This is a genomic window from Stenotrophomonas sp. YJH_SMC_101-4 (genome assembly GCF_059370395.1).
Genome location: NZ_JCAFTP010000002.1, coordinates 525,085 through 543,850, shown reverse-complemented (window position 1 = coordinate 543,850; position 18,766 = coordinate 525,085). Strand labels below are relative to the sequence as shown.

General features: G+C 66.5%; 14 protein-coding genes and 1 pseudogene. 12 read left to right on the top strand and 3 right to left on the bottom strand.

The window, feature by feature from the left end:
- The first annotated feature begins 40 nt into the window (after positions 1 to 40).
- The 10 genes from rseP (at position 41) to AC5P8D_RS08635 (ending at position 14,274) form a co-directional block, all read left to right on the top strand.
- Positions 41 to 1,399: an RIP metalloprotease RseP gene (rseP, locus tag AC5P8D_RS08680; protein ID WP_331601061.1), complete on the top strand. Its 1,359-nt coding sequence runs from the start codon at positions 41 to 43 to the stop codon at positions 1,397 to 1,399.
- A gap of 74 nt (positions 1,400 to 1,473) precedes the next feature.
- Complete coding sequence (bamA, locus tag AC5P8D_RS08675; protein ID WP_010486337.1) at positions 1,474 to 3,837, top strand: outer membrane protein assembly factor BamA; 2,364 nt, start codon at positions 1,474 to 1,476, stop codon at positions 3,835 to 3,837.
- A 436-nt stretch (positions 3,838 to 4,273) separates the two neighbouring features.
- Positions 4,274 to 5,296, top strand: a complete 1,023-nt coding sequence (gene lpxD / locus AC5P8D_RS08670) for a UDP-3-O-(3-hydroxymyristoyl)glucosamine N-acyltransferase (protein ID WP_049455670.1) — start codon at positions 4,274 to 4,276, stop codon at positions 5,294 to 5,296.
- Positions 5,293 to 5,751 (top strand): 3-hydroxyacyl-ACP dehydratase FabZ, encoded by a 459-nt coding sequence (fabZ, locus tag AC5P8D_RS08665; RefSeq protein WP_008265823.1) that lies wholly within the window; start codon positions 5,293 to 5,295, stop codon positions 5,749 to 5,751. The genes lpxD and fabZ overlap by 4 nt, the downstream gene beginning before the upstream one ends.
- Before the next feature lie 16 nt (positions 5,752 to 5,767).
- Positions 5,768 to 6,559 carry an acyl-ACP--UDP-N-acetylglucosamine O-acyltransferase gene (lpxA, locus tag AC5P8D_RS08660; RefSeq protein ID WP_010486342.1) on the top strand — a complete coding sequence of 264 codons (792 nt, stop codon included), beginning with the start codon at positions 5,768 to 5,770 and terminating at the stop codon, positions 6,557 to 6,559.
- Positions 6,556 to 7,815 carry a lipid-A-disaccharide synthase gene (gene lpxB / locus AC5P8D_RS08655; RefSeq protein ID WP_049482825.1) on the top strand — a complete coding sequence of 420 codons (1,260 nt, stop codon included), beginning with the start codon at positions 6,556 to 6,558 and terminating at the stop codon, positions 7,813 to 7,815. Before lpxA ends, lpxB begins: the two co-directional genes overlap by 4 nt.
- Entirely contained in the window at positions 7,812 to 8,447 is a 636-nt protein-coding gene (rnhB, locus tag AC5P8D_RS08650) for a ribonuclease HII (protein ID WP_043396472.1), read from the top strand. The genes lpxB and rnhB overlap by 4 nt, the downstream gene beginning before the upstream one ends.
- 229 nt (positions 8,448 to 8,676) lie before the next feature.
- Complete coding sequence (gene dnaE / locus AC5P8D_RS08645; protein ID WP_049455668.1) at positions 8,677 to 12,267, top strand: DNA polymerase III subunit alpha; 3,591 nt, start codon at positions 8,677 to 8,679, stop codon at positions 12,265 to 12,267.
- A 64-nt stretch (positions 12,268 to 12,331) separates the two neighbouring features.
- Positions 12,332 to 13,201, top strand: coding sequence for a hypothetical protein (locus AC5P8D_RS08640; RefSeq protein ID WP_235651049.1), 870 nt, complete (start codon positions 12,332 to 12,334; stop codon positions 13,199 to 13,201).
- A 113-nt stretch (positions 13,202 to 13,314) separates the two neighbouring features.
- Positions 13,315 to 14,274: an acetyl-CoA carboxylase carboxyltransferase subunit alpha gene (locus AC5P8D_RS08635; protein WP_043396479.1), complete on the top strand. Its 960-nt coding sequence runs from the start codon at positions 13,315 to 13,317 to the stop codon at positions 14,272 to 14,274.
- Positions 14,275 to 14,587: 313 nt separating this feature from the next.
- Here the strand turns inward: AC5P8D_RS08635 and AC5P8D_RS08630 are convergent, their stop codons facing one another.
- On the bottom strand, positions 14,588 to 15,043 hold the full coding sequence (locus AC5P8D_RS08630) for a CopD family protein (protein WP_100448133.1): 456 nt from the start codon (positions 15,041 to 15,043) through the stop codon (positions 14,588 to 14,590).
- A 149-nt stretch (positions 15,044 to 15,192) separates the two neighbouring features.
- On the opposite strand from AC5P8D_RS08630, the gene AC5P8D_RS08625 reads away from it, so the two are divergent.
- On the top strand, positions 15,193 to 15,783 hold the full coding sequence (locus tag AC5P8D_RS08625) for a class I SAM-dependent DNA methyltransferase (RefSeq protein WP_071305495.1): 591 nt from the start codon (positions 15,193 to 15,195) through the stop codon (positions 15,781 to 15,783).
- 93 nt (positions 15,784 to 15,876) lie between these two features.
- Positions 15,877 to 17,107 (top strand): annotated as a pseudogene (locus AC5P8D_RS08620) (polyhydroxyalkanoate depolymerase); the annotation flags it as partial.
- Positions 17,108 to 17,313: 206 nt separating this feature from the next.
- On the opposite strand, the gene AC5P8D_RS08615 reads toward AC5P8D_RS08620, so the two are convergent.
- Together AC5P8D_RS08615 and AC5P8D_RS08610 are read right to left on the bottom strand one after the other, a co-directional pair.
- Complete coding sequence (locus AC5P8D_RS08615; RefSeq protein ID WP_235651048.1) at positions 17,314 to 18,303, bottom strand: sensor domain-containing protein; 990 nt, start codon at positions 18,301 to 18,303, stop codon at positions 17,314 to 17,316.
- Positions 18,300 to 18,665, bottom strand: coding sequence for a PadR family transcriptional regulator (locus tag AC5P8D_RS08610; RefSeq protein ID WP_071305498.1), 366 nt, complete (start codon positions 18,663 to 18,665; stop codon positions 18,300 to 18,302). The genes AC5P8D_RS08615 and AC5P8D_RS08610 overlap by 4 nt, the downstream gene beginning before the upstream one ends.
- Positions 18,666 to 18,766: the final 101 nt, after the last annotated feature.

Here is an 18,766-nt window from a genome sequence, read left to right as displayed (position 1 = left end):
CGCATGACGACGCCGCCCCTGCCCGCCACTGTGAGCCTGCATGACTGACTTCATCGGATCGGTCTGGTGGATGATCGTCAGCCTCGGGCTGCTGGTCACGTTCCACGAGTTCGGGCATTACTGGGTCGGGCGCCTGTGCGGGGTCAAGATCCTGCGCTTCTCGGTCGGCTTCGGCCGGCCGCTGTGGTCGCGCCGGGACAAGCACGGTACCGAGTTCGCCATCGCCGCCATCCCGCTGGGCGGTTATGTGAAATTCCTCGACGAACGCGAAGTCGAAGTCCACCCGCACGAGCGCGGCCAGGCCTTCAACCACAAGACCGTCTGGCAGCGCATCGCCATCGTCGCCGCCGGACCGATCGCCAACCTGCTGCTGTGCATCCTGCTGCTGTGGGCGATGTTCGTGATCGGCAAGCAGGATTATTCGCCGACCATCGGCCGTGTCAGCGGCATCGCCGCCAGCGCCGGCCTGACCAGCGGCGACCGCGTGCTGCGCGTGGACGAGCGCCCGGTGATCACCCTCGGCGAGGCCAGCATGGCGCTGACCGCCGCAGCGATGGACCGCCGCGACGTGACGCTGGAAGTGCTGGACCCGGCCGATCAGGTGCGCGTGCGCACCCTGCCGCTGTCGCAGCTGCCCCCCGGTTTCGATGAACGACGCGTGCCGATCCTGGCTGGCCTTTACTGGCAGTCGTGGCTGCAACCGGCACGGGTCGATTCGCTCACCGCGGACTCCGTGGTGGCCGGGCAGCTGCAGCCGGGCGATCTGATCGTGGCGATCGACGGCCAGCGCATCGACGGTGCCGACCAGGTCATCGGCGAGATCCAGACGCTGGGCCGCGCTGGCGGCCCGGGCATGATCGAGGTCCTGCGGGGCGGCGAACGCCTGGCGCTGGAAGTCACCCCGCGCCAGGGCAAGGATTCCAGGGGCGAGCCGATCTGGCAGATCGGCGTGCAGTTCCCGACCTCGTTCAGCCCGCCCTATGACACCCTGCTGCGCTATGGCCCGCTCGACGCGGTCACCGTGGCCGTGCGCGAAACAGGCCGCCTGGCGGCCGATTCGCTGGGCATGATGGGCCGCATCGTCACCGGCAAAGCCTCGCTGCAGAACGTTTCCGGGCCAGTGACCATCGCCCGCGTGGCCAATGTTTCAGCCAAACGCGGCCTGGACTGGTTCCTGCAGTTCCTTGCCCTGCTGTCACTCAGCCTGTGCATCATCAACCTGTTGCCGATCCCGATCTTGGACGGCGGCCACCTGCTGTATTACCTTATCGAGTTGGTCAAGGGCAGCCCGCTGAGCGAGCGTGCCATCGCCGCCGGCCAGTACATCGGCCTGGCGTTGCTGGCCGGGTTGATGGGGTTGGCGTTCTACAACGACATCCTCGGCCTGGTCCCGCGATGAACTTTTCCATGTTGTTGCCGTCTACAGCGTCGGCATCCCGCACCAACGAAATCGACCTTCCTACCGGACGTGACATGACGCGACTCCCCAATCGCCGCCTGCTGGCCCTCGCCCTCGCCGCCGTCACCGGCGCTCCCGCCCTGGCCCAGGCAGCCGAGCCCTTCACTGTCAGCGACATCCGCGTGGATGGCCTGCAGCGCATCAGCTCGGGCACGGTATTCACCTACCTGCCGGTGGAGCGTGGCGAGACGGTCACCGACAACAAGGTCGGCGAGACCATCCGCGCCCTGTACAAGACCGGCTTCTTCGAAGACGTGCAGCTGGACCGCCAGGGCAGCATCCTGGTGGTGACCGTCAAGGAACGCCCGGCGATCAACAAGCTGACCGTGACCGGCAACAAGGACATCAAGTCCGAGCAGCTGCTCAAGGGCCTGTCCGACATCGGCCTGACCGAGGGCGGCACCTTCGATCGCCTGAGCCTGGACCGCGTGACCCAGGAACTGCGCCGCCAGTACAACGACCGCGGCAAGTACAACGTCGAGATCACCCCGACGGTGAGCCCGCTGGACCGCAACCGCGTGGACATCGCGATCGCGATCAAGGAAGGCAAGGCGGCCAAGATCCGTCACGTCAACCTGGTCGGCACCGAGAAGTTCGAGAGCAAGGACATCCTGGAGACCTGGGAGTCCAAGGAGCACAATTGGGCGTCGTGGTACCGCCGTGACGACCAGTACTCCAAGGAAAAGCTGTCCGGCGACCTGGAAAAGCTCAATTCCTGGTACCTCGACCGCGGCTATGTCGACTTCAGCATTGATTCGACCCAGGTGTCGATCAGCCCCGACAAGCGCGACATGTTCCTCACCGCCGGCGTGACCGAAGGTGCGCAGTACAAGATCTCCGAGATCAAGGTCAGCGGCGACACGATCCTCCCGCAGGAGGACGTCGAGCGCATGGTGATCCAGAAGTCCGGCGACACGTTCTCGCGTGCGCTGCTGGAATTCAGCTCGGACACCATCACCAACTCGCTGTCCAACATCGGCTATGCGTTCGCCAAGGTGAACCCGATCCCGACCACCAACCGCCCCGAGCAGACCGTGGCGATCAACATGCAGGTCGTGCCCGGCCCTCGCGTGTCGGTGCGTCGCATCCTGTTCCGTGGCAACACCCGCACCTCCGACGAAGTGATGCGTCGCGAAATGCGCCAGTTCGAGAACAGCTGGTACTCGCAGGCCGCGATCGACCGTTCCAAGATCCGCCTGCAGCGCCTGGGCTACTTCGAGTCGGTGGACGTGGAAACCCCGGCCGTCAGCGGCAGCAACGACCAGGTTGACGTCGTCTACAACGTCAAGGAAACCACGTCCGGCAGCTTCGTGTTCGGCCTGGGCTACTCGCAGTCCTACGGCATGACCACGTCGGTGCAGCTGTCGCAGAACAACTTCCTCGGCGGCGGCAACCGCGTGTCGGTCGAAGCCTCGCGCAGCAGCTACCTGCAGCGCTACGGCTTCAGCTACACCAACCCGTACTTCACCGATGACGGCGTGTCGCTGGGCTACAACCTGTCCTGGCGCGAGCTGGACTACTCCGACTTCAACACCGCGCAGTACAACAGCACCAATGGTTCGGCGCAGGTGGTGTTCGGCGTGCCGATCACCGAGACCGATACCGTCTCGCTGATGTTCGGCATCGACAGCAACCAGATCACCACCTACCAGGGCTCGACCCCGCAGTCGATCATCGACTACATCAACGCCGTCGGTAAGCGCACGTTCCATGCCTGGCGCACCGAGCTGGGCTGGGCGCGTGACTCGCGCAACGACTACTTCATGCCGACCCGCGGTACCTACCAGCGCATCGGCCTGGAAACCACGCTGCCGGGTTCGACCATCGAGTACTACAAGCTGAACTACCAGATCAGCAAGTACTGGCCGATCATGCCGTCGCTGGTGATCAACACCCGTGCCGAAGTGGGCTACGGCGATGCCTATGGCAACGACTACACCCGCACGCTGACCAACCCGGACGGCACCACCCGTACGGTGACCGCCAGCGGCCTGCCGTTCTTCGAGAACTTCTACGCCGGCGGTACCAACTCGGTGCGTGGCTTCGAAGACAACACCCTCGGCCCGCGCGAAGTCACCAATGGCTATCCGGAAGGCCAGCCGCTGGGTGGTTCGCTGAAGACCGTTGGTTCGGTCGAAGCCTACTTCCCGCGCCTGTTCGACAGCCCGTCGGCACGTGTGTCAGCCTTCGTCGACTTCGGCAACGTTTACAACGGCGTGGACAACTTCAAGGCCAACGAACTGCGCGTGTCCACCGGTGTGGCCCTGCTGTGGCGCGCCCCGGTCGGCCCGATCTCGATCAGCTACGCCTTCCCGCTGAAGAAGAAAGACGATGACAAGATCGAACGGCTGCAATTCACGTTTGGTGGCCAGTTCTGAGGAACGTTGTTCCCCAGAACTGATCCACCTCCGGTGAATTGCCCGCGCATTTCACCTATCCCCCGCGCCGCTGGCGCGCCCCCCTTAACAGAAGGGGGGCTCTCCACCAGACGGGGCGCGAAGCGCCGGGCTCTGCCCGGCGTTTTCGTTTAGTCCAGATGCGGGAAGCGCGCGCCCCGCTTTTGATCTTTTCTGTTTTTCCGTGGCTGGCACTCGCGCCAGACCGTCGAAGGCCGGACGGGGCGGGGCTGCGGGGGTGTGAGCCGCATGGATGCGGCGATCAAGGCTACAGGGACGTACTTGCGCCGTCCCCCGCGGCTCCGCCCCGTCCGACCCGGCCCATGAACCTGGCTCTGCCGGCCACGAGAGGCCTCGCCGTTGGCCGCACAATCGCACCCCGCATGACCGCAATGGCGTCACACGTTAAACTCCCGCCGTGAATACTCCCACCTACACCGCCCAGCAACTCGCCGAGCAGTTCGGCCTGCAGGTCCATGGCGACCCCGCCACCGCCATCCATGGCGTGGCTACCCTCGCCCATGCCGGTCCTGGTCAGCTGACCTTCCTCGCCAATCCACGCTACCGCGCCCAGCTGGCCGACAGCCAGGCCTCGCTGGTGGTCCTGCGTGCCGACGACGCCGAGGCCGCCCCCGGCGCCGCGCTCGTGGCCAAGGACCCGTACACCACCTTCGCCAAGATCGCCGCGCTGTTCGACATCGCACCGACGCGCCCGCCGGGCATCCATCCCAGCGCCGTCATCGATCCCAGCGCCCAGGTCGCCGCCAGCGCCCATATCGGTCCCTTCGTCTCCGTCGGCGCGCGCAGCGTGGTCGGTGAGAACTGCATCATCGGCACTGGCAGCGTGATCGGCGAAGACTGCAGCCTGGACAACGGCTGCGAGCTGATCGCGCGGGTCACCCTGGTCACCCGGGTCAAGCTCGGCAAGCGCGTTCGCGTGCATCCCGGCGCCGTACTCGGCGCCGATGGCTTCGGCCTGGCCATGGACGCCGGCAAGTGGATCAAGGTGCCGCAGCTCGGCGGCGTGCGCATCGGCGACGATTGCGAAATCGGCGCCAACACCTGCGTCGACCGTGGCGCGCTGGAAGACACCGTACTGGACGAAGACGTGCGCCTGGACAACCTGGTGCAGATCGCGCACAACGTGCAGATCGGCGCGCACTCGGCCATCGCCGGCTGCACCGGCATCGCCGGCAGTGCCAGGATCGGCCGCTACTGCCTGCTCGGCGGCCACGTCGGCGTGGTCGGCCACCTCGAGATCTGCGACAAGGTCGTGATCACCGGCAAGTCGGTGGTCCGCAATTCCATCCATGAGCCGGGCGAGTACTCGTCCGGCACCCCGTTGACCGACAACCGCACGTGGCGCAAGAACGCCGCGCGCTTCAAGCAGCTGGACGCATTGGCTCGCCGCGTCCTGGCTGCTGGCAAGGAGAAAGAATGAACGACACGCTGCAGCTTCCGATCGACGTCTGCCAGATCCAGGAACTGCTCCCGCACCGCTATCCGTTCCTGCTGGTGGACCGGGTGCTTGAGCTCGACATCGAGGCCAAGCGCATCCTTGCGCAGAAGAACGTCAGCATCAACGAGCCGTTCTTCCAGGGTCACTTCCCGGGCCGCCCGATCATGCCTGGCGTGCTGATCATCGAAGCGCTGGCGCAGGCCGGTGGCGTGATGACCCAGCTCACGCTCGGCCGTGACTCGCAGTCCAAGCTGTTCTACATGGTCAAGGTGGAAAACGCCCGCTTCAACAAGCAGGTCGTGCCCGGCGACGTGCTGATGCTGGATGTGCAGATGAAGCGCCTGATCCGCAACATGGGCTGGTACTACGGCGAAGCCAAGGTCAACGGTGAAGTCGTTGCCTCGGCCGAAGTCATGTGTGCCGGCGCCAAGGGCTGATCCACTGGAGGCAGGAATGACTGACAACGCACCGCGGATCCACCCGACCGCCGTCATCGACCCGGCCGCGCGCCTGGCCGATGACGTCCAGGTGGGCGCGTTCACCCTGATCGGTGCCGATGTGGAAATCGGTGCCGGCACGGTGATCGGCCCCCATTGCAGCATCCACGGCCCGACGAAGATCGGCCGCGACAACCGCTTCATCGGCCACGCAGCGGTCGGTGGCGAACCGCAGGACAAGAAGTATGCAGGGGAGCGCACCGAGCTGGTGATCGGCGACCGCAACGTGTTCCGCGAGTTCGTCACGCTGAACCGTGGCACCGGCGGCGGCGGCGGCATCACCAGCATCGGCGACGACAACTGGATGCTGGCCTACACGCACGTGGCGCATGACTGCCATGTCGGCAACTTCTGCGTGTTCTCCAACAACACCACCCTGGCCGGCCATGTGACCGTGGGCGACTACGTGATCATCAGCGGCTTCGCCGGTGCCCACCAGTTCTGCCGGATCGGCGCGCATGCCTTCCTCGGCATGGGGGCGCTGACCAATGGCGACGTTCCGCCGTTCACCATGGTCGGCACCGATTCGCTGGGCCGCCCGCGCGGCATCAACAGCGAAGGCCTGAAGCGCCGCGGTTTCGATGCCGAGCGCATTTCCGCCATCAAGCGTGCCTACCGCACCCTGTACGTGGCGGGCCTGCCGCTGGCCGAAGCCAAGGTGCAGCTGACCGAACAGGCGCGTGACAGCGATGACGTGAAGGCCATGCTGGACTTCATCGAGCACGCCGAGAGGCCCTTGCTGCGATGAGCAGCACGACCGGCCAGGCGCCGGCCGGCGCCGCTGTGATTCCGCTGGCCTCGATGACCGGCAGCGTCCCCGCGCAACGGGTGCTCAGCGAGCGCCCGTTGCGGATCGCCCTGGTCGCCGGTGAGGCCTCCGGCGATCTGCTCGGTGCGGGCCTGGTTCGCGAACTGAAAGCGCGCTTCCCGCATGCCGAATTCGCCGGCATCGGTGGCGACGCCATGCGCAGCGCCGGCTGCCAGACCTGGCACGATGCCAGCGAACTGGCGGTGATGGGCCTGACCGAAGTACTGCGCCATCTGCCGCGCCTGCTGAAGCTGCGCTCGGCGTTCCGCCAGCGTGCGCTGGACTGGCAGCCGGACGTGTTCATCGGCATCGACGCCCCCGACTTCAACCTGGGCATCGAGCGCTGGCTGAAGCAGCGTGGCGTGCGCACCGTGCATTACGTCAGCCCCTCGGTCTGGGCCTGGCGTGAGAAGCGTGCCGAGAAGATCGGCAGCAGCGCCGACCTGGTGCTGTGCCTGTTCCCGATGGAGCCGCCCATCTATGCCAAGCACGGCATCGACGCGCGCTTCGTCGGCCATCCGATGGCCGACGACATTCCGCTGCAGGGCAACCGCGAGGAAGCGCGCGCCGCGCTTGGCCTGCCGACTTCGGCCAAGGTGCTGGCGGTGCTGCCGGGCAGCCGCCTGGGCGAAATCTCGCGCCTCGGCGAACCCTTCTTCGAGGCTGCCTGGCAGGTCTCCGAACGCATCCCGGGCCTGCACGTGGTGGTGCCTGCCGCCAACCCCGCCTGCAAGCGCCTGATCGAAGAGCAGCTGTCACGCTCGGCGCTGCCGGTCGCGTACTCGCATGTGCTCGACGGCCAGGCCCGCAACGCCATGATCGCCGCCGACGTGGTGGTGCTGGCGTCCGGTACCGCGACCCTGGAGGCGATGCTGGTGAAGCGGCCGATGGTGGTCGGCTACCGTGTCAACGAACTGACCTACCGTCTGGTCAAGGCATTCGGCCTGATCAAGGTCGACCGCTTCGCCCTGCCCAACATCCTGGCCGGGCAGGACCTGGCACCGGAACTGATGCAGCACGACTGCACGCCGGACAAGCTGGCCGCGGCCATCCAGCAGTGGTTCGACCACCCACAACGGGTAACCGACCTGCAGGACACCTATGCACGCCTGCATGAGCGCCTGCGCCGCAATGCTTCGGCACGTGCCGCCGACGCCGTCGGCGAGCTGCTGATGCGCGACCAGGCCCAGGCATGAGCCGCCGCCACGCCGCAGCGGCCAGCCTGGCCCTGTTCGATGGCAGCGCGGTAATCGAGCCGGAACGCCTGGTTGCCGGCGTCGATGAGGCCGGCCGTGGTCCGCTCGCCGGGCCGGTGGCGGTGGCGGCGGTGGTGTTCGACCCGGCACGGCCACGCATCAACGGCCTGGACGATTCCAAGCAGCTCACCGCGGCGCGCCGCGAGCAGCTGCATGACCGCATCATCGAGCGCGCCCTTGCCTGGCACGTGGTGCTGGTGGACGTGGACACCATCGACCGCCTGAACATCTACCAGGCCACCCTGCAGGGCATGCGCGATGTCGTCGCCGCGGTCGCCCACGTGGCCGGCTTCGCGCGCATCGACGGCAACGTGGTGCCCAAGGGCCTGGTACTGCCGGCGCAGGCGCTGATCGGCGGCGATGGCATCGACCGCGCGATCATGGCCGCATCGATCCTGGCCAAGGTCTCGCGCGATCGCTACATGCAGGACGTGCACGCCCGCCACCCGCAGTACGGCTTCGAGCAACACAAGGGCTATGGCACCCCGGCCCACCTGGCCGCCCTGCGCGAGCACGGCCCCTGCATGGAGCACCGGCGCAGCTTCGCCCCGGTACGTGAGTGCCTCGGTTGACCTTGTAGAGCCGAGCCCATGCTCGGCTTTCCGCAGCAGCCGAGCGTGGGCTCGGCTCTACAGGAAACGGGCTCCCGCACGCCTGAACCCGGTCGTCCTCCGGGGCCTGTCAAGAGCTTGTCGCGCCTCTCCGCCCTCGTTACCCTGACCGGGCACTCCAGCGCTTCCCGACCCCGGCGACGATTCCCCCGTCAGCACCCGGGGCCCGCGCGCTCCAACCTGGTCCGGCATGTCCAACTCCCGCTTCGTACATCTCCACGTCCACACCGAGTTCTCGCTGGCGGACTCCACCATCCGTGTGCCGGCCAAACCGGACCAGGCGGACCCGAAGAAGGCCAAGCAGGCCAACCTGCTGTCGCGCTCGGTCGAGCTCGGCCTGCCCGCGCTGGCAGTGACCGACCTCAACAACCTGTTCGCGCTGGTCAAGTTCTACAAGGCCGCCGAAGGCGTGGGCATCAAGCCGATCGCCGGTGCCGACGTGCTGATCGCCGAGGAAGGCCAGGACCCGTGGCGAATGACCCTGCTGTGCCGCGATCGCGAGGGCTACCTGAGCCTGTCGCGGCTGCTGACCCGCGCCTGGATGGAAGGCCATCGCCCGGAAGGCGGTGTGGCCATCCATCCGGACTGGCTGAAGGCCGGCAACGCCAACCTGTTCGCGCTGGCCGGCCGGCAGAGCCTGGCCGGGCGCCTGGCGCTGGACGGCAAGCATGAGCTGGCCGAGCAGCAGCTGGCCGACTGGCAGCGCGTGTTCGGCGACGGCCTGCACCTGGAACTTACCCGTACCGGCCGCGAGGGCGAGGAAACCTTCAACCAGTTCGCGCTGATGGCGGCCGGCCAGCGTGGCCTGCCGGTGGTGGCCAGCAATGATGTGCGCTTCCTGTCGCCCACCGATTTCAGCGCGCACGAAGCGCGCGTGTGCATTTCCACCGGCCGCGTGCTGGACGATCCCAAGCGCCCGCGCGAGTACAGCGACCAGCAGTACCTGAAGTCGGCCGAGGAGATGTGCGCGCTGTTCGCCGACATCCCCGATGCGATCGACAACACGCTGGCGCTGGCCGAGCGCTGCAACATCGAGATGCGGCTGGGCACCTACTTCCTGCCCAACTACCCGGTGCCCGACGACGAGACCCTGGACACCTGGATCCAGAAGATGTCGCGCGACGGCCTGGAAGAGCGCCTGGAGAAGAATCCGCTGGCGCCGGGCAAGACCCGCGAAGAGTATTTCGAGCGCCTGGAGTTCGAGCTCAACACCATCATCAAGATGGGCTTCCCGGGCTACTTCCTGATCGTGGCCGACTTCATCCAGTGGGGCAAGAACCAGGGCATCCCGATCGGCCCGGGCCGTGGTTCCGGTGCCGGTTCGCTGGTGGCGTGGGCGCTGAAGATCACCGATCTGGACCCGTTGCCGTACAACCTGCTGTTCGAGCGCTTCCTGAACCCGGAACGCGTGTCGATGCCCGACTTCGACATCGACTTCTGCATGGACCGCCGCGACGAGGTGATCGACTACGTCGCACGCAAGTACGGGCGCGAGCGCGTCAGCCAGATCATCACCTACGGCACCATGGCCGCCAAGGCGGTGGTGCGCGACTCCGGTCGCGTGCTCGGCTTCCCGTACGGCCTGGTCGACGGCGTTTCCAAGCTGATCCCGAACATCCTGGGCATCCACCTGAAGGATGCACTGGGCAAGGGCAAGGAAGGCCCCAGCTCGGAAATGGCCTCGCCGGAACTGATCCAGCGCTACGAGACCGAGGACGATGTCCGCGACCTGATCGACCTGGCGCTGCAGCTGGAAGACCTGACCCGCAACGCCGGCAAGCATGCCGGTGGCGTGGTGATCGGGCCCGAGCCGCTGAGCGAGTTCTGCCCGCTGTATGCCGAACACGACGAGAACGGGCTGGGCAAGAACCCGGTCACCCAGTTCGACAAGAACGACGTGGAAGAAGTGGGCCTGGTGAAGTTCGACTTCCTCGGCCTGCGCACGCTGACCATCATCGACTGGGCGGTGAAGGCGATCAACAAGCGCCACGAGCGCGCCGGCATTCCGCCGGTGGACATCGCCGCGATCCCGCTGGACGACACGCCCACCTACAAGGACATCTTCGCCAACGGCAACACCGGCGCGGTGTTCCAGTTCGAATCCTCGGGCATGCGCCGCCTGCTGAAGGACGCGCGCCCCGACCGTTTCGAAGACCTGATCGCGCTGGTGTCGCTGTACCGCCCTGGCCCGATGGACCTGATTCCTTCGTTCAACGCGCGCAAGCACGGGCAGGAAGAAATCATCTATCCCGATCCGCGCACCGAAGCGATCCTGAAGGACACCTACGGCATCATGGTGTACCAGGAGCAGGTGATGCAGATGGCGCAGATCGTCGGCGGCTACTCGCTGGGCGGCGCCGACCTGCTGCGCCGTGCGATGGGCAAGAAGGTGCCGGCCGAAATGGCCAAGCACCGCGAGATCTTCCGCGAAGGTGCGGCCAAGGACGGCGTGGACGAAGCCAAGGCCGATGCGATCTTCGACCTGATGGAGAAGTTCGCCGGCTACGGCTTCAACAAGTCGCACGCCGCCGCCTATGCGCTGGTCAGCTACCAGACCGCGTGGCTGAAGCGCCACTACCCGGCCGAGTTCATGGCGGCCACGCTGTCGTCCGACCTGGACAACACTGACAAAGTGGTCGGCTTCCTCGACGAGGTGCGCAACCTTGGCCTGACCGTGCTACCGCCCAAGGTGAACCAATCGGCCTTCATGTTCGAAGCGGTCACCCCGGACACCATCCAGTACGGCCTCGGTGCGATCAAGGGCGTCGGCCAGGGTGCCTGCGAGGCGGTGGTCGAGGAGCGGCTGAAGGGCGGCCCGTTCAAGGACCTGCTCGACTTCTGCACCCGCGTCGGCTCGGCCAAGCTCAACCGGCGCACGCTGGAAGCGATGATCAACTGTGGTGCGCTGGACGAGCTCGGCCGCAACCGCGCCTCGCTGATGCTGCAGCTGCCGGAAGTGATCAAGGCCACTGATCAGATGGCGCGCGAGCGTGCGTCCGGGCAGAACTCGCTGTTTGGCGGGCCCGACCCGAGCACCGTGTCGATCCAGCTGGACCTGCCCGAAGCCGAAGAATGGCCGCTGCTTCAGCGCCTCAACGGCGAGCGCGACACGCTCGGTTTCTACCTCAGCGGCCACCCGTTCGATCCTTGGCGCGACGATGTGCGCGATCTGGTAGGCAACGACCTGGGTTCGGTGGAGAAGATCTGGAGCGCCAACAGCGGTGGCGGTGGTGGCGGCGAGAAGCGCTGGCGCCCGGAAGTACAGACCGTGCTGGCCGGCCAGGTGGTCGGTGTGCGTCGCAAGGGCGAGAGCCAGATCTTCATCCAGCTGGAAGATGGGCGCGGGCGCGTCGAGTGCAGCGCGTTCTCCGACGCGATGGCCGAGTTCGGGCACCTGATGACCAAGGACCGCATCCTGGTGGTCAAGGGCGGCCTGCGCGAGGACGAGTTCAACGGCGGCTACGCGCTGCGCATCCGCCAGTGCTGGGACTTCGACGAGGTCTGCGCCAACTACGCCACGCGGCTGTCGCTGCGCCTGGACCTGCGCCAGCAGCGCCCGGTCTGGGAGCGCATCGATGCCCTGCTCGACCGCCATCGCCCGGGGCGCACGCCACTGCGCCTGGACCTGCTGCTGAAGGGTCCGCAGGGTGGCATCGCCGGCATGCTTGATGTGTCCGGGCAAAGCGCGGTTCGCATTGATTCCAAGCTGATGGAGGCGCTGCGCGCCGACCCGGCCGTGCGCACGCTGAAAGTGCGCTACAGCCCACCGTGGGCCAGCTGAGGCTGGCTCCCTGGTTTTCCTGCCCCCCCTGTTTCCCCGTTCCAAGTATCAAGGACGATTGCCGATGAAGACCCTGCTGTTCCCGATTGCCGCCGCTCTGGCCCTGGCCGCCTGCTCGCCGTCGAAGATCGAGTTCCAGATCGACAACCCGACCGACACGCCGCTGGCGCTGAGCATCGATGGCAAGGACCTGCCGGTGGCCGCACAGGGTTCGCGCCCGATCTCGCTCGCCGTCGGTGAGCACCGCCTGCACACCGACAAACTGGGCGACGTGCGCTTCATCGTCTACGTCGATGGCCGCGGCGGACTGATCAACCCGACCCTGAGCGAGTACGTGGTCGCCCGCGAGATCTACGTCACCGACGAGAGCAAGCTGAAGAACTTCGGCACCGGCAAGGCCGGCATCGAGCTGGGCGGCGTCGACTTTGAAGGCCCGTTCGAGAAGAGCCACGAACTGTTCATCGACAAGACCTGGACCTACGGCGTGCGCGAGCCCTTCCCGAAGGAAAAGGTGGTGGCCCACGTCGACGCCAGCGGCGGCCAGATCGTGGCCAAGGTGTTCACCGCGCCGGACTTCATCGCTTACGTGGAAGAAGGCATGGGCGAGCCCGGCGCGTTCAAGCGCGAGCAGCCGGCCGGCTACGTGCCCCCGGCGTTCAGCCTGGAACCGGCCCCGGCCAGCCTGCCGGCACTGGTGCCTGCTTTCGAGGCGCATGCCGCGCCGCTGCGTGAGGTCTATGCGCGCTGGCTGAAGGCCACCACCGCCGATGAACAGAAGGCCTTGCGCAAGCAGGACTTCGCCGCGCAGATGGCCTTCACCTCGGCCACCGCCAGCCTAGGCAGCGGGCTGGGCCGTGAGGCCAACGAGGCCTACAACGACTTCGTTTCCCAGCGCAGCCAGCTGATGGGCCGCAGCGCGCTGGTGGTGCCCTGAGCTGACTGGCGCGCCCTGCCCGGCTGCGCTACCGTCGCCTTCCAGACGAAGGCGTACGGGTGGTTTGCACGCATTCGGCTAGAATTCCCCTCTTCTTTACACGACGGCTTCCGATGAATCCGAACTACCTCGACTTCGAGCAACCCATCGCCGACCTGGAAGCCAAGATCCAGGAACTGCGCAACGCCAGTGCCGGGCCGGCGGTCAATGTCGAGGCGGAAGTGCACGCGCTGCAGGACAAGCTGCGCATGCGCACCGCGCAGATCTTCCGCAACCTGACCTCGTGGCAGGTGCTGCAGCTGGCCCGCCACCCGTCGCGCCCGTATACCGCCGACTACATCCGCGTCATGTTCGATGAGTTCCAGGAGCTGGCCGGTGACCGCGCCTTCGCCGACGACAAGGCCATCATGGGCGGCCTGGCCCGCATCAATGGCCGTTCCGTGATGGTGATCGGCCACCAGAAGGGCCGCGACACCAAGGAAAAGATCAAGCGCAACTTCGGCATGCCCAAGCCGGAGGGCTACCGCAAGGCCCTGCGCCTGATGAAGATGGCCGAGCGCTTCGGCCTGCCGGTGCTGACCCTGATCGACACCGCCGGCGCCTGGCCGGGCATCGACGCCGAATCGCGCGGCCAGTCCGAAGCGATCGCACGCAACCTGATCGAGATGGCCGAACTGAAGGTGCCGATCATCTGCACCGTGATCGGTGAAGGCGGCTCCGGCGGCGCGCTGGCGCTGGGCGTGGGCGACCGCACCGTGATGCTGGAATACGCGGTGTACTCGACCATCACGCCGGAAGGCTGCGCCTCGATCCTGTGGAAGGACGCCGGCAAGGCCAAGGAAGCCGCCGAGCAGCTGGGCCTGACCGCGCCGCGCCTGAAGAGCCTGGGCCTGGTCGACAAGGTCGTGCGCGAGCCCACCGGCGGCGCCCACCGCAACCCGACCCAGATGGCCAAGCGCCTGAAGGCCGTGCTGCTGAACGAACTGGACGCGCTGGACAAGCTGTCCACCGAACAGCTGCTGGAACAGCGCTACACCCGCCTGCGCAGCTACGGCACGTACGAAGCGGCCTGATTCATCGGCTTGTTACTTTCTTGCTCGTGCAAGAAAGTAACCAAAGAACACGCCGCCGAACGCGAGCCGGTGCTATGCACCGGTTCCCTGCGCTTCTCGGTGAATCAGGGGGCGGCGCCGAACTCGCTGCGCTCAGACATCGGCGCCTCTTCGCCCCTGTTTCACCTGCGATGCTCGGCTCGCTCATGGCGGACCTGAGCATCAAAAGCCACAGCTGCACCCAGTAGATCCACGCCATGCGTGGATGCCTCTGCTTTGGCGAAGAATCACGCGAGCCTGTAGAGCCAAGCATGGCTCTACGGGTAACCGACTGTCAGAACGGCTTGGCCAGCACCAGCCACACGATCGGAATGAAGGCCAGCAACGGGATCTCGTTGATCCAGCGCAGCGCGCGCGACGACGGCAGCGCCCTGCCCTTGGCCGCGCCCTTGAGCAGGCGACCGGTCCAGCCGAAATAGACCAGCAGCAGCACCACCAGCCCCAGCTTGGCATGCAGCCAACCGGCACCACCGGGCGCGACCATGGTCGGGAAATCCGGGATGACCTTGTAACCCAGCCACAGCACCAGGCCGAGCAGGAATGCCAGGCCGAACATCGAGTGGCCGAAGCGGTACAGGCGCAGGCCCATCAGCTGCAGGCGCTCGGTCACGGCCTGCTGGCCTGCGGTCTCGGCCAGGTTCACCAGGATGCGCGGCAGGTAGAACACCGTGGCCATCCACGCCACCACGAACACGATGTGGAAGGTCTTCACCCAGTAGTAGCTCTGCATGCGCTCGCTCCAGCGGCTGGCGTAGATGGGTGGCCATTCTCGCACGCGGTGACCACCGCGCCCCACGCACCGCCGCCGCGACACATCGACGCATGGCGCGCCGCAACACCGTACGATAGGCGCCGTTTTCCCCGATCGCGCACCGCCCCATGGACAAGACCTACGACGCCGCCTACTTCCAACGCTGGTACCGCCGTGCCGACATCGGTGGCAGCGCCCGCCTGGCGCGCAAGGTCGCCCTGGCCGTGGCCAGCGCCGAGTACTACCTGGAACGACCGATCCGCAGCGTGCTGGACATCGGCTGCGGCGAAGGCGCCTGGCGCGCACCGCTGTTGAAGCTGCGTCCGAAGGTCGAATACCTGGGCTTCGACAGCAGCGAGTACGCTGTGCGCCGCTACGGCCGCACCCGCAACCTGAACCTGGCCGCCTTCGGCGACTTCGCCTGGCTGCGGCCCTGCGCCCCGGTCGACCTGCTGGTGTGTTCAGACGTGATGCACTATGTGCCCGACCGCGAGCTGCGCGCCGGCCTGGCCGGCGTGGCCGAGCTGACCGGCGGCGTGGCCTTCCTGGAGACCTTCGCCGCCGAGGACGCGTTCGAAGGCGACCACGAGGGCTTCCAGGCCCGCCCGGCGCGCTGGTACCGCCGCACGCTGGCCCGGCACGGCCTGCTGCCGGTTGGGTCGCACTGCTGGCTCGGCCCCGCTCTGGCAGGCGATGCGGCCGCGCTGGAACGGATGTGAATCCGGATTCATTATTTTCAGTCAACTTAACCTGCGGGACACCGGGATGGGATATGCTGCGCGGCAACATATGACCATACATATTCGGTCGTCATGCTCTATCAACTGCACGAACTGACCCGCAACCTGCTCGCCCCCTGGGTGCACCAGGCCCAGGCCAACGCCAAGTTCTTCGCCAACCAGGGCCACTGGTGGTCGCAGATGCCCGGCGCTGATCGCCTGGCGGCGGTCAATGAGCTGTTCCATCGCATCGGCAAGGATTACGAGAAGCCCGAATGGGGCATCAACGAAATCGACGTCGATGGCGAACGCGTGCCGATCGTGGTGCACGAGGAAGTGAGCAAGCCGTTCTGCAAGCTGCTGCGCTTCAAGCGCCACAGCAATGAAGCCGACCAGCTGCATACGATGCTCAACCAGCCGTTCGTGCTGGTGGTCGCGCCGTTGTCCGGCCACCACGCCACGCTGCTGCGCGATACCGTGCGCACGCTGCTGCGCGACCACCGCGTGTACGTGACCGACTGGGTCGACGCGCGCATGGTGCCGGCCAGCGAGGGCGAATTCGGCCTGGACGACTACATTGCGTACATCCAGGAATTCATCCGCCACCTCGGTGTCGAGCGCCTGCACGTGGTCAGCGTGTGCCAGCCCACAGTGCCGGTGCTGGCCGCGGTTTCGCTGATGGCCAGCCGTGGCGAACCGACGCCGCGCACGCTGGTGATGATGGGTGGCCCGATCGATGCGCGCTGCAGCCCGACCGCAGTGAACAACCTGGCCACGCAGAACCCGCTGTCGTGGTTCGAGAACAACGTCATCCACACGGTGCCGGCCAGTTACCCCGGCGCCGGTCGCCGCGTGTACCCGGGCTTCCTGCAGCACGCCGGCTTCCTGTCGATGAACCCCAGCCGCCATTTCAGCTCGCACTGGGATTTCTACACCGACCTGGTCAAGGGCGACCTGGAAGACGCCGATGCGCACCGTCGTTTCTACGACGAGTACAACGCAGTGCTGGACATGCCGGCCAAGTACTACCTGGATACGATTTCCGTGGTGTTCCAGGACTTCCTGCTGCCGCGTGGCGAGTGGGTGGTCAACGGCGAGAAGGTCGATCCGTCGGCGATCCGCGATACCGCGCTGCTGAGCATCGAGGGCGAGCTGGACGATATCGCCGGCCTCGGCCAGACCGAAGCCGCGCAGGCACTGTGCACCGGCATCAGCGCTGACCGTCGCGAGCATTTCATCGTGGAAGGCGCCGGCCATTACGGCATTTTCAGCGGCCGCCGCTGGCGCGAAGTGGTGTACCCGAAGGTGCGCGACTTCTTCGCCGCCCATGCCGAAACACCGGCGGCGAAGGCCGCGAAGAAGAAGAGCAACGTCACCCCGCTGCAGCGAAAGGCGGGGTAACTCGCCCTGGTAGATGCCCACCTTGGTTGGCGCCCTGCCATGAATCCCGATCTCTGATGGATCGTGCCAACCAAGGTTGGCACCTACCAAAGCGAAGCCCGCCAAACGTCCCCAAGCGTGGATTCCGGCTTACAACCGCACCAGCAGGTTCTTGGCAATCAGCCCGTGCAGCTTGCCGATGCCCCGTGCCAGGTGCATCGTCAACAGCAGCAGCAGCACGCCCACGGCTGCGATCACGATGCCCACCAGCGGCGAGGCGGCCATCGGCAACACGTTCACGCCATCGATGTAGACACCCGGAATGTCACCGCTGAACAGCGCGGCCACCGGCGCCCAGATGAACCCCAGTGACAGCGACAGCAGCGTCACCGCGATGGTGAAGTAGATGACGCCCAGCGGCAGCATCAACACGAAGTACAGCAGGGTCAGCCAGGTGCGGCCATCGGTGAACATGTCGCCGATGCGCTGCAGCCAGGTGCGGCTGCGATCGGTGTAACGCGGAAGGCGCGGCATGCGTTCTCCCAGCAGCGCTTCCACCAGCCGTCCTTCCAGCAGCGCCAGCCCGCGCACCGAGCCGAAGAACAGCACGGTCAGCGGAATGCCCACGATCAGGATCAGCAGGCCCAGCGACAGCGACAGGCCGGTCACCACCCAGGTGAAGAAGAAGATGCCGGTAGCCAGCGACAGCAGCATGTAGAACAGCGCGCCGTAGGTATGCGGATCGGCGACCACGCCGAAGAAGCGCGCCAGCAGCGAGCGCTGCACCGGTGCCGGCAGCGGCGCGGCGGGCTCGACGCCGCTGGCTTCCGCCGCCGCACGCAGCACCGGTCTGGTATCCGCACGCGGCGTGCGCAGCGCGCGGTTCACCGTCACTTCGGTCTCGCGGTAGATCTCGGCCACTTCGTCCGGCGCACCGTAGCTGCCGGCCACGTCGGCGATGACCTCGGCTTCGCTGCGGCCGGGCTGCGCCGCCAGCTCCGAGCGCAGGTATTCCTCGGCGTCGTACAACGCGTCCTGCACCATCGCCGGATCGGCACCTTCCAGCGCCGCGCGCAGCTGCGCCAGATACTGCGGGATGGTGGTCGGCAGGGCGCGGCCTGCCAGGCTCGGGTCGTTCATTGCGGTACCCCCTCCAACACGGAATCGACGGAATCACGGGTGGCCTGCCAGGCCTGGCGCCACTGCGCCAGCACGCCGCGGCCACGTTCATTGATGCGGTAGTAGCGCCGGGGCGGACCACTGCTGGATGGCTCCACATGGCTTTCCAGCAGCCCGGCGCCCTCCAGGTTGCGCAGCACCGGGTACAGCGCGCTCTGCTTGCCGCTCAGCACGCCCTCGCCCACCCGCTCCAGCTCCTTGGCGATCAGGTAGCCGTACAGCGGCTCCCCGGCCCGGGCCAGCACCGCCAGCAGGGCCAGCGACACGGTTCCGGCGCTGAGCTCCTTCTGGAACTTCTTCAGGTGGACATCGTCCTCGGACATGGCCGGCCCTCCACTACGTTGAAGTCCACAGTAGTGCGAAGTTCGGTATAGCGAATGTGTCGTTAGTCATCGTGCCGGTTGGCGCGGCTGCGCGGCTCACG